The organism is Nocardia sp. NPDC059240, assembly GCF_042753865.1.
In the GTDB taxonomy this organism is placed as follows: domain Bacteria; phylum Actinomycetota; class Actinomycetes; order Mycobacteriales; family Mycobacteriaceae; genus Nocardia.
On sequence record NZ_JBHZAC010000006.1, the window covers coordinates 537,909 to 551,070 of the forward strand.

General features: G+C 67.4%; 13 protein-coding genes. 4 read left to right on the forward strand and 9 right to left on the reverse strand.

Annotation, left to right across the window (positions count from 1 at the left end):
- Positions 1 to 3 precede the first annotated feature (3 nt).
- From ACFXHA_RS24565 to ACFXHA_RS24590, 6 genes are all read right to left on the reverse strand, one after another.
- The gene (locus ACFXHA_RS24565) at positions 4 to 1,008 is read right to left on the reverse strand and encodes an alpha/beta fold hydrolase (protein WP_379360491.1); all 1,005 of its coding nucleotides are present in this window, start codon (positions 1,006 to 1,008) and stop codon (positions 4 to 6) included.
- A gap of 147 nt (positions 1,009 to 1,155) precedes the next feature.
- On the reverse strand, positions 1,156 to 2,178 hold the full coding sequence (locus ACFXHA_RS24570) for an alpha/beta fold hydrolase (protein WP_379360493.1): 1,023 nt from the start codon (positions 2,176 to 2,178) through the stop codon (positions 1,156 to 1,158).
- Positions 2,179 to 2,314: 136 nt separating this feature from the next.
- Entirely contained in the window at positions 2,315 to 2,611 is a 297-nt protein-coding gene (locus tag ACFXHA_RS24575) for a DUF2516 family protein (RefSeq protein WP_379360495.1), read from the reverse strand.
- A 182-nt stretch (positions 2,612 to 2,793) separates the two neighbouring features.
- Entirely contained in the window at positions 2,794 to 3,498 is a 705-nt protein-coding gene (locus ACFXHA_RS24580; protein WP_379360497.1) for a heparin-binding hemagglutinin, read from the reverse strand.
- A complete protein-coding gene (locus ACFXHA_RS24585) occupies positions 3,495 to 4,031 on the reverse strand; it encodes a helix-turn-helix domain-containing protein (protein WP_379360499.1) in 537 nt (178 codons plus the stop codon). The genes ACFXHA_RS24580 and ACFXHA_RS24585 overlap by 4 nt, the downstream gene beginning before the upstream one ends.
- Positions 4,032 to 4,167: 136 nt before the next feature.
- Positions 4,168 to 5,463 (reverse strand): DUF445 domain-containing protein, encoded by a 1,296-nt coding sequence (locus tag ACFXHA_RS24590; RefSeq protein ID WP_379360718.1) that lies wholly within the window; start codon positions 5,461 to 5,463, stop codon positions 4,168 to 4,170.
- Between the two features lie 186 nt (positions 5,464 to 5,649).
- On the opposite strand from ACFXHA_RS24590, the gene ACFXHA_RS24595 reads away from it, so the two are divergent.
- From ACFXHA_RS24595 to ACFXHA_RS24605, 3 genes are all read left to right on the forward strand, one after another.
- A complete protein-coding gene (locus ACFXHA_RS24595) occupies positions 5,650 to 6,381 on the forward strand; it encodes a TetR/AcrR family transcriptional regulator (RefSeq protein ID WP_379360501.1) in 732 nt (243 codons plus the stop codon).
- A gap of 111 nt (positions 6,382 to 6,492) precedes the next feature.
- Positions 6,493 to 7,926: an ABC1 kinase family protein gene (locus ACFXHA_RS24600; protein ID WP_379360503.1), complete on the forward strand. Its 1,434-nt coding sequence runs from the start codon at positions 6,493 to 6,495 to the stop codon at positions 7,924 to 7,926.
- Between the two features lie 22 nt (positions 7,927 to 7,948).
- On the forward strand, positions 7,949 to 9,190 hold the full coding sequence (locus ACFXHA_RS24605) for a saccharopine dehydrogenase family protein (protein WP_379360505.1): 1,242 nt from the start codon (positions 7,949 to 7,951) through the stop codon (positions 9,188 to 9,190).
- On the opposite strand, the gene ACFXHA_RS24610 is transcribed toward ACFXHA_RS24605, so the two are convergent.
- Positions 9,187 to 10,698 (reverse strand): hypothetical protein, encoded by a 1,512-nt coding sequence (locus ACFXHA_RS24610; protein WP_379360507.1) that lies wholly within the window; start codon positions 10,696 to 10,698, stop codon positions 9,187 to 9,189. The genes ACFXHA_RS24605 and ACFXHA_RS24610 overlap by 4 nt on opposite strands.
- Positions 10,699 to 10,799: 101 nt before the next feature.
- Positions 10,800 to 11,756: a hypothetical protein gene (locus ACFXHA_RS24615; protein ID WP_379360509.1), complete on the reverse strand. Its 957-nt coding sequence runs from the start codon at positions 11,754 to 11,756 to the stop codon at positions 10,800 to 10,802.
- A gap of 80 nt (positions 11,757 to 11,836) precedes the next feature.
- Here ACFXHA_RS24615 and ACFXHA_RS24620 point away from each other — a divergent pair, with 80 nt between their 5' ends.
- Positions 11,837 to 12,472, forward strand: a complete 636-nt coding sequence (locus ACFXHA_RS24620; RefSeq protein ID WP_379360511.1) for a TetR/AcrR family transcriptional regulator — start codon at positions 11,837 to 11,839, stop codon at positions 12,470 to 12,472.
- Between the two features lie 36 nt (positions 12,473 to 12,508).
- Here ACFXHA_RS24620 and ACFXHA_RS24625 read toward each other — a convergent pair whose 3' ends face one another.
- Entirely contained in the window at positions 12,509 to 13,057 is a 549-nt protein-coding gene (locus tag ACFXHA_RS24625) for a TetR/AcrR family transcriptional regulator (protein ID WP_379360513.1), read from the reverse strand.
- Positions 13,058 to 13,162 lie beyond the last annotated feature (105 nt).

Consider the following 13,162-nt stretch of genomic DNA (forward strand, 5'->3'; position numbering starts at 1 on the left):
GAGTCAGACGGCGGCGGCGACCGTGCTGCGACGCGAGCGCCGGATCAGCCGGTGCAGTTCGACATTGAAGGCCTTCTCGGCCTCGATGTTCACCAGGTGACCGGTGGGCAGCACGGCGTAGCGGTCGAGATGGCCTGCGGCGGCGAGGGTGTCGGCGATCTCGCGCGAATGCACCTCCGGCAGCAGCCGGTCCTTCGAACCCGCGATCACCGTGGTCGGCACCGTGAGATGCGCTGCGGCACCGTGCAAATCGAGCTCGAGCAGCCCGCGGGCCACGGCCGCGCGCACCGACGGGCGGCAGGACCGCACGATCGAGGTGCCGAAGAGGATCTGGTCGCGGGTGGCGGAACGGGTCATCAGCCGATGCTTGGCGATCAGGTGCACCGCCGGGCCGCCGGGCAGCGGGACCGGGGTGCCGAACAGTGCCAGCGCCAGCCAGTCCGGGCCGGGGATGACATCGTTGAGCAACGGAATCACGGTGGCGCGGTTGGGAATCTGACGCGCTGCCGTGGTGGCCAGCAGCGCCGCGGCGGCCCGATGCCGGACCTGATGCGGGTAGCGGTCGGCCCAGGCCTGAATGGTCATGCCGCCCATGCTGTGCCCGACCAGCACCGCACGCTGCCCCGGACGCAGCACCGCGTCGAGCAGGTCGGAGAAGTCGTCGGCGAGCTGATCGGCGCTGAAAGCGCGAGTCCCGGTCTCGCTTTCGCCGTGGCCGCGCTGATCGAAGGCGATCACGCGGTACTCGCCGGCGAAGGCGTTGATCTGCGGGGCCCAGTATTCGAGGGCGCAGGACCAGCCGTGCGCCAGCACGATCACGTCGCCGTCGGCGGGGCCGTAGGCGTGCACGCGCAGCCGGACACCGTCGCGCGTGGTCACGGGAATGACATCCGCGGGGGCGGGGGTATTCAGGGAGGGGGTCCGGTAGGAACGGGTCCGCAGTCCGGAACGGAAGGGAGCGGTCAGCGCGTCTGCACCGACACCGGCTTCCGGCAGTTTCACCAGCATGAGCACTCCTTTGTGTTCCAGACCACAGTAGCGCGCTAACCCGGGTGCTTGCTAGTGCAAGCACTCATATATCTTCTTGCTATACAACGATGTTGGCGGTGATAGGCATCCCGCAGTAGGTCCCCAAGGGGTGGGCGGACCCACCCCTCAGGCACCCACCACCCGCGCCGGAATCCCGAACGCGGACTTGGCAACCCGGGCGAGTTCGCCATTGAACTCCCGGTACGCCTCCACATTTCCGAGATGCCCGGTCGGCAGTACCCGGTAAACATCGAGACTGCCCGCCTCGGTGAGCATTTCGACGATCCGCTCCGCATGCACGGGCGGCGTCATGTCATCGGCCGAGCCCGCGAGGATGGTGGTCGGCACGGTCAGATTCGCCGCGCCACGGCCGACATCCAGGTAGGACAGCAGCGTGCCGAACCGGCCGCGCACCCGCGCCGGGCACGAACGCACGATGTTCTGGGCGTAGTCCGCGACCTCGCCGACCGTGGCCAGGCTCATGATCTGCCGCCGGAAAACCCACTTGATCGGCGCGAACGGCGGGAACACGATGGGCGCGCTCAAGCCCAGCAGGCCGACCGCGAACGGCAGCTTGACGAGGCCGCGATTGAAGAACGGGACCACCGTGGTCTCGGCGATGAGATCGCCGGCGGCGGTATTGGTGAGCAGCACCGCGGCCAGCTGCCGCCGCACCCGCTGCGGGTAGCGGCCCGCCCAGGCCTGAACGGTCATGCCGCCCAGGCTGTGTCCCACCAGCACGGCCCGCTGACCCGGCTTCAGCACGGTGTCCAGGACGTCGGCGAGATCGTCGGCGAGCTGATCGGTGGTGAGCGGGGCGGTGCCGAGCTCACTCTCGCCGTGGCCGCGCACGTCGTAGGCGATGACGCGGTATTCGCCGGCGAAGGCGTTGATCTGGGGGTTCCAGTATTCGAGGCAGCAGGTCCAGCCGTGCACCAGCACGATCACATTGCCGTCGGCGGGACCGTAGGCGTGCACCCGCAGCCGAGCTCCGTCGGTGGCGGTGACCGGTACGACCTCGTAGGGACCGGCCGGCGGATTCAGATCCGCGTTGGCGTAGGTCCGGGTGCGCAGGTCCGCCCGGTGCTCACGCACCAGGTTTCGGACCTTCCGGCCGAGGTCCGCAGGGTGAGGCAGCGTTGCCCGCATAAGGACACTCCTTTGTGTTACTGATCGATACAGTAACCCGCATCACCCGGTGCTAGCTAGTGCAAGCACCCCGAAAAACGAAAAAACGGCCGCCACCCGGATGATCCGGAGGGCGGCCGCGAGTGTCGGGGGCCGGTTACCAGCGCGGCCCGCGCTGGATCTCGTCGACCTTGGGGCGGACATCGGCGAGGTAGACACCGGTCGCGATGACCGCGGCGATGCCGAGAATCCCGAGCAGCGAGATGGGCAGCAGCAGCACGCCGAGCGCGGCCAGCAGAATCGCTATCCACACCGGCTTGGTCAGCTTGTCCACGGCCGTGAAGGCATCCGGACGCTGGCGAATCGCGTGCACGAGCGCGAACACCGTCATGCCGATCGCACCCAGCTTCAATGCCCACAGAATCAGAGCGGGAATTCCCATCACCCCACCCATCATACGGAGCGGAGCCCCGGCCACCGGAGCTTCGCGCCGCGACACGGGTTTCGAACGCAACGTTTACAGCCGCACCTCGCTAGCACGGACGCGGCCCACGAGCGCCCGGTGCCCCGAAATGGCAGTAGCCCTCGCACACGTGAGTGTGCGAGGGCTACAAGCTTTTTCGCGGCAGTCGCGAATTACTTCTTCGCGGGCGCGGCCTTCTTGGCGGGAGCCTTCTTGGCCGGGGCCTTCTTGGCGGGCGCCTTGGCGACCGGAGCCTCGTCCTCGACCGGAGCGGTCTCGGTGGTCACGTCCACGACCTCGGCGTCGACGGCTTCCTCGGCCGGAGCCTCTTCGCCGTCCTTGCCCAGGCCGAGGTACGGGCCGACCTGCTCGTACGCCTTCTCGAAGGCCGCCTCGGCCTGCGCCCGCGCCTTGTCGAAGGCATCCTGGGCGCTGGTGACCGCATCCTGGTTCAGGAAGGAGTCGCCACGGCTGATCAGCGACTCGACGTACTCGCTGTGGCGCACCTTCTCGACGGTCTCCTCGCCGCGGGCGGCCAGGTCGGCGTAGAGCTCCAGCAGCTGGTGGTAGTAGGTGTCGACGAGCTTGCGCAGCTCCTCGGGGGTGGCCTTCTCGCGCAGCTCGGCCAGGTCCTCGGGCAGCTCGGACGGCAGCGCCTGCACGCGCTGACGCAGCGTCTCGGCCTGCTCCTGCAGGTCGGCCGGGAGGTTGGCGAAGCGCTCGCGGGCTTCCTCGATGCGGCCCTGCACGTCGGCGGAGGTGGCGCGCTCGCGGATCTGCGAGACGACGTCCAGCGCGGCGGCGTAGAGGGCGTCGCCGGCGCCGACGGTCGCGTAGATCGGCTTGGTCACGGTGGCGGTGAGCTTGGGCTCGGTCATGGTTCGTTCTCCTGGCGTGGCGGAACTTCGGTTGTGCGGTTCGGAACCTCGTTGTCCCTGTTTCCCCCGGGAACGCCCCCCATCAGGTTCGTTGCGTCCCCTCTGTCCTCGTCCACCTGGTTCTCCCGGCGGAACGATTCATAGATGTCCAGAAGGACCTGCTTTTGACGTTCGGTCAGGCCGTCGTCTGCCAGCAGGGCATCCCGGACAGGGCCGTGCGGCCTCTGTTCGAGGTACCCGGCCCGCATGTACAAAACCTCCGAGGAGACCCGCAGACCTTTTGCGATCTGTGCGAGCACCTCGGCGGATGGGTTACGCAGCCCACGCTCGATCTGACTCAAGTACGGATTGCTCACCCCCGCCAGCTGTGCGAGTTGTCGCAGCGAGACCTGGGCGGCCTCGCGCTGCGATCGGATGAAGCCCCCGATGTCGTGCGCCGCGTTGGCTACGCGGCCCGCCCGTTCGGCAGCGGCTGCGGACGTCTCCGCTTCGTCGCCGTCGATCGGTTCGGGAACCTCGGGATCGTGCTTCATCACTCACCTTCCGGCGGTTGTAAGGGCAATTCTAGGACGGGGTGCTAACTCTTGCAAGCGCTCTGCTAGCGCCAGTTAGCGGATGGTGATGCGGCAAACAACCGGCATTACTTCCGAGCCACTTCTGGTCAATTGTTCAGCCATTGAACAGCAAATGTGAAACGGCGTAGATGAACAGGCCCGCCAGGGAACCGACCACCGTGCCGTTGATCCGGATGAATTGCAGATCCTTGCCCGCCGCCAATTCGATCTTGCGACTGGCCTCCTCCGCGTCCCAGCGTGCGACGGTGTCGCTCACCAGGGTCGCGAACTCGGCACCGTAGTTGGCGACCAGGTACCGGACGCCACGTTCGAGCCACCCGTCCACCTTGTCACGCATCGCCGGATCGGCCGACATCCGCTCACCCAACTGCCGGACGTTGTCGGACACCTTGCGGCGCAGCGTGGAATCCGGATCGTCGGCCGATTCCAGGATCATCCGCTTGGCCGCCCGCCAGGTGGCCTGGGCCATTCCGGTGACCTCGCGCCGGCCCATGAGCTCGGTCTTGATCTTCTCGGCCTTTTCGATCATGGCCTCGTCGAATTGCAGATCGTTCGCGAAATCCTCGAGGAAACGGTTGGCCGCCAGGCGCACCTCGTGATCGGGCTGGGTGCGCACCTTCCAGGTGAATTCCACCAGCTCCCGATAAATGCGCTCGGCCAGCAGCGAATTCACGAATTTCGGGGCCCACGACGGCGAGTCGCGATTCACGATGCGGTCGAGGGTGTCCTGCGAGTCCAGCGCCCACTGATGGGCGCGCTCGGCCAGCAGATCCACCAGCGGGGCCTGCCGGTTGTCGGCGATCAACTCCTTGAGCACCTTGCCCAGCGGCGGACCCCACAGCGGTTCGGCGATGCGCTTGACGATGGTGCTGTCGATGATCTGCTCGACGTCCTCATCGCGCAGCACGCCGATCACCGCGCGCAGAATTGTCGCGCTCTCGTCGGAAATGCGTTCGGCGTGGCCGGGTTCGGCCAGCCAGCGGCCCAGGCGCAGGCTGATCTGTGCCGAATTCACCTTCTCGGCGACCGCGTCCGGGGACAGGAAGTTCTCCCGGACGAATTCGCCGAGGCCCGCGCCGACCTGATCCTTCTTCTTGCGGATGATGGCGGTGTGCGGAATCGGCAGGCCGAGCGGATGCCGGAACAGCGCGGTCACCGCGAACCAGTCGGCCAGGGCGCCGACCATGCCCGCCTCGGAGGCGGCCTTCACATAGCCGACCCACGCCCCGACACCGCCGCGTGAGTCGAGCCAGGCGCAGACGATGTAGATGACGGTGGCCGCGGCGAGGAAGCCGGTGGCAATGGCCTTCATTCGCCAGAGCTCGCGCTTCTTGCCCTCTTCGTCGAGGAGATCGGCGAACGCGCCGCCGCCGGTCGGTGTGCTCTTCATCGGCTTCGGCTCGTTCTTTTCGAGTACCCCGGCACTGCCGGATGGCTGCTCCATATGTTCCATTCTGGCGCGTGGTGTGACGAACTCCCCGCCACCGGGCCCGTCCCGATCGGCGACGTTCCACAGCATGGGAGGCTTAAGCTGAATATGCCCAGGCCCAGAACGCGAACAAGGAGCCAACGCAGCGTGACCACCAAAGGCACCGTGAGTGCCGCCATCGAGGCGGGCGCCGGACCACGCGGTGGTCGTGTCGACGGCCGCAAACGTCGCTGGCAACAGCACAAGATCGATCGTCGCGAGGAGCTGGTCGACGGCACCCTGGCGGCCATCCGCAAGCGCGGCGGGGATGCCGGGATGGATGAGATCGCCGCCGAGATCGGCGTCTCGAAAACCGTGTTGTACCGGTACTTCTCGGATAAGCAGGATCTGACCCGCGCCACCATGGAGCGCTTCATCGAGACCACGCTGATGCCGCGGATCTACGAGGCGATCAGCGACGACCTCGACGAATACCAACTGGTTCGCAACACACTGGCGGCCTACGTGCACACGGTGGACTCCGATACCGACGTCTATCGGTTCATCATGGGCAACGGCGCGGCCACCGATACCTCCACCCTCGCCGACTTCGAGAAGCTGTTCGCGCAGGTGGTTTCGGCCGTCATCATCGACAAGTCCTTCGACCGCAACGTGCAGACCGAAGGGTCGATGCTGTGGTCGTACGTGCTGGTCGGCGGCGTTCAGCTGGCCACCGACTGGTGGATCTCCAACCGCACCATGTCCAGCGAGGAGATGCTGGACTACCTGACGATGATGGCGTGGAGCGCCATCGAGGGCATGGTCCGCGCAGGTGGTGACCGGCATTACTTCAACTCCAAGCCGCATGTGCTACCCGACCCGGAAAACACTGCTAGCTGACGGCTAGCACCAATGTTCGCAGTGTGGTTAGGCTGACAGCGGCGGGCCACTCAGTGGGATTTCCGCCGTGTCGACACCAACGGGGGTGTTGGCTCCCATGGAGGGTCACTGATGGCGAAAGAGCTGCCTACATCCCGACTCGCGCGGGGGACGAAGCTGGGCATTGCCGTCGCGGGTAATGCCTTGCGCGCTCAGAAGACTCGACGCTCGATGCGCGGCCGTTCCGAGGCCGTCCGGGCGCGGATGGCCGAGGAATCCATGATCCGGGCCACCGAGCAGATGGTCATGGTGCTGGGCACCATGAAGGGCGTGGCCATGAAGCTCGGGCAGATGCTGTCCGTGCTGGATCTGGATCTGGTGCCGCCGGAACATCGGGAACGCTTCCAACGCCGGCTGGCGGTGCTGCGCGACAGCGCGCCCTCGGTCTCGTTCGAGGTGATGAAGGCCGTCATCGAAGAGGATTTCGGGAAATCCTTGGAAGACGTTTTCGCCGAGTTCAATCCGGAGCCGGTGGCCGCGGCCTCGATCGGGCAGGTCTACAAGGGGACCCTGCACGACGGCCGCGAGGTCGCGGTGAAGGTGCAGTATCCGGGGATCGACGCGGCGGTGCGCGCGGATCTGAAGAACCTGGCCATGTTCCGGCGCATCCTGCAGTCGGCGATGCCGTGGGTGACCCCGGCCGTGCTCGACGAGTTGCGGCTGAATCTGGAGAGCGAACTCGACTACGTCGCGGAAGCCAATACCCAGAAGCAGATCTCGGAGTTGTTCACCGGGCACCCGTTCATCGTGGTGCCGACCACCTACCCGGAGTTGTCGACTACTCGGGTGCTGGTGAGCGAGTACTTCCCGGGTCGCGGTTTCGAGGAGATCCGGGAACTGCCCGCGGTCGAACGGGATCGGATCGGCGAGATCATCTACCGCTTCTATGTGGGCTCGCTGTTCACCTTCAACGAGTTCTGCGGTGACCCGCATCCGGGCAATCTGCTGCTGGGGGCCGACGGCCGGGTGGCGTTCCTGGACTTCGGGCTCTACAACCGGATGGATCCCGAGCACGTGCGGTTCGAGGCCATCTGCATTCGCGCGGCGGCCGAGGAGCAGGCCGAGGAGCTGCGGGACCTGATGGTCGAGCGCGGCGTCATCGACTCGCCCGACGAGATCACGCCCGAGGAGTGCCTGGAGTACGTGCTGGCGGCGTGTGAATGGGCGCTGGTGGACGAGGAACTCACCATCACCCCCGAGTTGGCTTCGGGCGCTTTCGTGTTGGCGGTGGATCCGCGGGCCAGCGATTTCGCGGGGATGAAGCAGCAGAATCTGCCGCCGGAGCATTTGTTCTCGCGGCGCGCGGACTTCCTGACCTTCGGCATGCTGGGGCAGCTGGAAGCAACCGGGAACTGGCATCGCGTGGCGCGGGAGTGGCTGTACGGAGACGAGCCGGTGACGGAACTCGGTCGCGCGCATCATGAATGGCTGGCGGGCCGCCCGACCCCGACGCCCACCACCGGGGGACCTGCCAAGAAGACTCGCAAGCGCGCCGCAAAGGCGTAAACCTCACCCGATGGGAAAAGCAATGACCAACAGGGAATTCGACATCGTCCTATTCGGGGCGACCGGCTTCGTGGGCAAGTTGACGGCGGAGTATCTGCTCGAGGCCGCGCCCGCGGATGCGCGTATCGCGCTGGCCGGCCGGTCGCTGGAGAAGCTGGCGGCCGTGCGTAACGAGCTGGGTGCCGCAGCCGCGGAATGGCCGCTGGTGCAGGCGGATTCCACCGATCAGGCCAGCCTTGACGCGCTGGCGGCGCGCACCAAGGTGGTCGTCACCACGGTGGGGCCGTACCTGCGCTACGGGTTCCCGCTGGTGCAGGCGTGCGCCGAGAACGGCACGCACTACGCCGATCTCACCGGTGAGCCGCTGTTCATCCGTGACTGCATCGACCGATTCGGTGAGAAGGCCGCGGAGACCGGCGCGAAGATCGTGAATTCCTGTGGCTACGACTCGATTCCGTCGGATCTGAGCGTGTACCAGCTCTACAAGCGCAGCGTCGCGGACAATACCGGCGAGCTCACCGATGTCACGCTGGTGGCCAGCCTCAAGGGCGGGGCCAGCGGCGGCACCATCGACTCCGGCCGGGCCATGATGGAGGCGATCGCCGAGGATCCGGCCAAGGGGTCGATCATGGCGCACCCGTACTCGCTGAGCCCGGACAAGGCGATGGAGCCGAATGTCGGCCGCCAGAGCGATCAGGCGCTGTCGCGGGCCTCGGCCATCGATCCGAGCCTGGACGGCTGGGTGGCGACGTTCATCATGGGCGCGCACAACACCAAGATCGTGCGGCGCTCCAACGGCCTGCTGGGCTGGCCGTACGGCAAGAACTTCCGCTACCGCGAGGTGATGAGCGCGGGTTCCTCGGCGACCGCGCCGCTGGTCGCGGCGGGTATCGCGGGCGGCATCGTGGCGACCATGGCGGCGGGCGCGGTGCTGTCACGCGTGGCGGTGGGCCGCAAGCTGATCGACCGGATCGTGCCCAAGCCGGGCACCGGGCCCAGCGAGCAGTCGCGTAAGAGCGGCTGGTTCACCATGCGCACCTTCGCGCACACCACTTCGGGCGCGAAGTACGTGTGCACGTTCGCGGGCAAGGGTGACCCGGGCTATCAGGCCACCTCGGTGATGCTCGGGCAGTCCGGGCTGTGCCTGGCGTTCGACAGCCTGCCGGAGTTGGCGGGCATTCTCACCCCGGCCTCGGCGATGGGCGACGCGCTGACCGAGCGGTTGCGCGCCGCCGACATCACCATCGAGGTGAAGACCGCCTAGCTGTCGCGAAGCGATATGAGTCCGCCCAGGACTCCGAGGTAGGCCGTACCGTCCGGGCCGAGCGCGATACCCGCGTAGTTGTTGTTGTACAGCGGCCCGGATCCGGACTTGCGCTGCCACACCAGGTTTCCGGTGCGGAAGTCCAGCGCGGTCCAGTACCAGGGATCGGTGACGTCGGCGCCCTTGGTGTAGGTGTAGACCAGGCCGGTGGCCAGCGAGAGCTTGGCCACGACGGTGGGCGCGGCGACGACATTGTTGGCCCAAACCTGGTGGCAGCCATTGCCATCCGGGTCGATATCGATGCGGGCGAAGCCGGGAGTGGTGGTCTTGCCGCCCAGCGTGGCGTCGGGGCCGGAGTAGCCGTAGTTGTTCTCGACGATCATCGAGTTGCCCGCGCCGATGAGCGAATTCTCGGTATTGCCGGCGCCTTTCGGGAAGACCGGCACCGAGCACACCTCGCGCTGTGCGACATCGCGGGCGGTGCGGTAGACGACCACGTTCATCGGGTCGGCATTGTCGGTGATGGCGACGTAGCCGCCGGGCAGCACGGTCGGGGTGGTGCCGGTGCCGTCGTCGACCTGGCCGGGCTTGTGTTCGCCGCTGTTGGCATACGTGACGCGCCAGGTGATGTCGGGGGCTCCGTCCGGACCGGCGTCGAAGCGCAGCATCTCCCGGTTGGTGGCGATGTACACGTCGCCGTCGACGCCGACCGCGAAGGAGTTCTCGATCTCGCCGTCGGAGCCGTTGCCGAGCCGGATCACCTGCACCGCACCGGTTTCCGGGTCGAGGGTGCCGACCACGCCGTCGGTCTTGGTGACGAACCACAGCCGTCCGGTGGAGTCGGGCAGTACCGAGTTGAGCGTCTCGCCGGGACGCAGCGAAGCGCTCAGGTCGTAGTCGTGATCGAGGGTGAACCCGTCCGCCCCGGCGGTTTCCGAGTACACGCGGACGTGCCCGTCGTTCGTGCCGACCACCGCGCGGTCACGATTGTCGAGGTAGAAGTACGCGCCGCCACCGAAACTGGTGAAGGCTCCCGGCTTCAGGAACTCGCCCGCACCGCGACCGGGCAGCGGGGTCGATGCCAGCACACGCAGGGAGGCCGGATCGATGAGCAGCAGGGCGGGATTCAGGCCGGGGCAGGTAGTGACGATCCGACCGGCATGGTCGAAGGCGATCGAACCGCATTCGTCGCCCACCAGCAGCGAATCGACCTTCGTTCCCACCCCCAGCGGGCCGGGCCGGGTATAGGTGTCCGACATCCAGCCGTCGCCGTGGATGCCGGAGTCACCGTTGGGGGCCAGGCCCGGATGCTGCGGAACCGGCGGCACGCCCGTGACGGGCTGTGCCGTAGCGGGCGTGCCGATGAAGTCCGGCGCGAGGCCGGGCACGGCGGGAATCGGCGCGGCGGCGGCGGGGCCGGTGGCCGCGGCGATCGCACCGGCCAGCAGGCCCGCCCCGGCCAGCCGGGACAGTCCGCGGCGTCGGCCGGATGTGGTCGCCGAGCGCATGGGAACCTCCGTCGTTTATGCAGTGGGGATGCAAGTTGCAGTAGTCGCGTCGGATGCTGTCACACCCGGCAATCACCCGCATCCCTCCCACGAGGGATCGCCTAGGCGGGCGGACCGAATTCGGCGATCAGCTCGCGATAGCGGTCGAAGGCGGGCTTCGGCGTGTAATCCGAGCGCAGCAGCCCGAATTCCAGGTTCATATCGCCCTGGTCGCTGTAGGAGTCGCGCAGCGAGAAGTGCTCGTAGGTAGTGATATTGAGCTCGACGGACAGGCTGTCGACGATTCGCACGACGGTTTCGAGCACCTCGGCCTGCCGTTGCGCGGAGCGATTCGGGCCGGTGGCCCAGCCGTTTTCGGTGATGTGGATGGGCGTGGTTGCGGGAACGCCCGCAGCGGACAGGCTTTCGCGACGGAAGGCGGTGATCACCCCGGCGATGGCCGACTCCAGCCGCTCGGGCGGGATCGGGCGGAAGACGTCCGGGAACAGGTCGAGGCCGACATAGCCGAGCGCCTCGGTGAACTCGCTGCCGCCGCGGCGGCCCAGATCGGTCCAGAACTCCTGTGCCGGATCGAGAATCACCGAGGAGTTGCAGCCGATGCGGATGTCCAGTCCGAGCCGGTCGGCTTCCGCGCGGGCAGCCCGCACGCCCTCGATGATGGCGTGCCGCACGGCCGGCTGATTGCCGTCGCCGCCGGGTCCGCCGTGGTTGGCCTCCTCGGCGATCTGCAGTGAGGTGAGCACCGGCCCGTGTTCGCGAATCTGCGTGCGGAGGAACTCGAGCCAGCCGGTGAGATCCTCGCCCGGCTCACGGAAGCAGACCACCAGATCGAGTTCGCGGCGCCCGGTCGCGTACTGCCACGGCCGCGGTGGGGCTTCCTGGTAGCCAGGTCGCGCGTCGCTATAGAGGGTGTAGCCGCGCACCACGAACGGATGGTCGCCGTGGAGCTTGTCGAGGGCTTCGGTGATGTGTTCAGAGTTTTCGGACGGGCCGGGGGTGATCTCGCGGTGTGCGTCTTCGCCGAGGCCGCCCGCATAGATCCCGAATCTGAGCGTCATGGCTCGACCGTACCTCGAATTTTGGTGTCACACCAATTTTAGTGTCACACCTATACTGCTCTCGACGAAAGGAGCGGCAGGTGGCATTGCGCGAGGAGAAGAAGCTCGCGACCCGGACCGCGCTGGCCGATGCGGCCATGACGCTGTTCGTGGCGAAGGGTTTCGACAAGGTGACCGTGGCCGAGGTGGCGCGGGCCGCGAACGTGTCGGTCAATACGGCGTTCAACTACTTCCCGACCAAGGAAGACCTGTTCTTCGACCGGCAGGACGAGGTGGTCGGACGGCTCGCCACGGCGGTTCGGACCCGCGAACCCGGCGAATCGGCGGCTGCCGCCGTGCGCCGGGCCTTCCTCGACAAGCTCGGCCACGCCGATCCCACCCTCGGCCTCTCCCCCGCCGCCATCACCTTCTGGCGGCTCATCGACGACAGCTCCGCACTGCAAGCCCGCGTGCACCGGCTCGACGAACGCTCCGAAGCCGCACTGGCACAGGCACTCTCCGAGACGACGGGCGCGGCAGCCGAGGACGCCACCCCGCGACTGGTCGCCGCCGCCCTGGCCGGGCTGAACCGCGCGCTACACGCCGAGATCCGCCGGGGGATTCTCGCGGGTGAGGATCCGGAAACGGTGCGCGCCAAGGTGATCGAGGTCGCCACCCACGGATTCGACACCGCCCTGGCCGGACTCGCCGACTATGCCACCCGGCCTCGGGACTGAACGGGACTCCGCCCGCGACAAGCGGGCAGCGGTGGATCAGCCCGGAGTGCGTTCGAGCAAGGCGGTGAGCGCGGCGCGCAGGTCGGGACGCGGTGCGGCGGCATACATTTCGGCCAGCGCGGTGTCGGCCGCCATGGCGATGGTCAGGTGCGCCACCGCCGCCGCATCGGTCCAGCCCAGCTCGGCCAGGTCCGGGGCGATCAGCGTTACGAAGGACAGGCTGCGGGCATTCACCTCGTCGAGCAGGTCGGCGTCCGTACGGGCCTGGGCGAGAAAGGCTTTCGTGCCCCGGGTGCGCAGGCAGGCGTCGAGGTAGGCGGTGATGCCGACGCGGAGCCGATCGCGACCGGGCGGGCGGTCGCCGATGGCGGCGAGGATGGCGACGGCCAGTTCCTCGTGGTAGCGCCGGTGCAGCGCGACGATGTAGCCGCGCCGATCCGGAAAGTGGTGGTAGAAGCTGCCTTTCGCCATGCCCGCGGCGGCCACCACGGCGTTCACCGACAGGCCGCGCAGACCTGCCCGTACGGCGACGTCGAAGCCGGCCTCGAGCAGCGCGTTGCGACCGGGTTCCGCGGGTCGGGCCATGACCGAAATCCTCTCGTGCACCGTGTCTTCCCTCGCAGGGTACACAGCGGCTAGCCTATGACCGACCGGTCGGTCATGCCTGGCGCGAAGGGGGCGCCAGGAGGC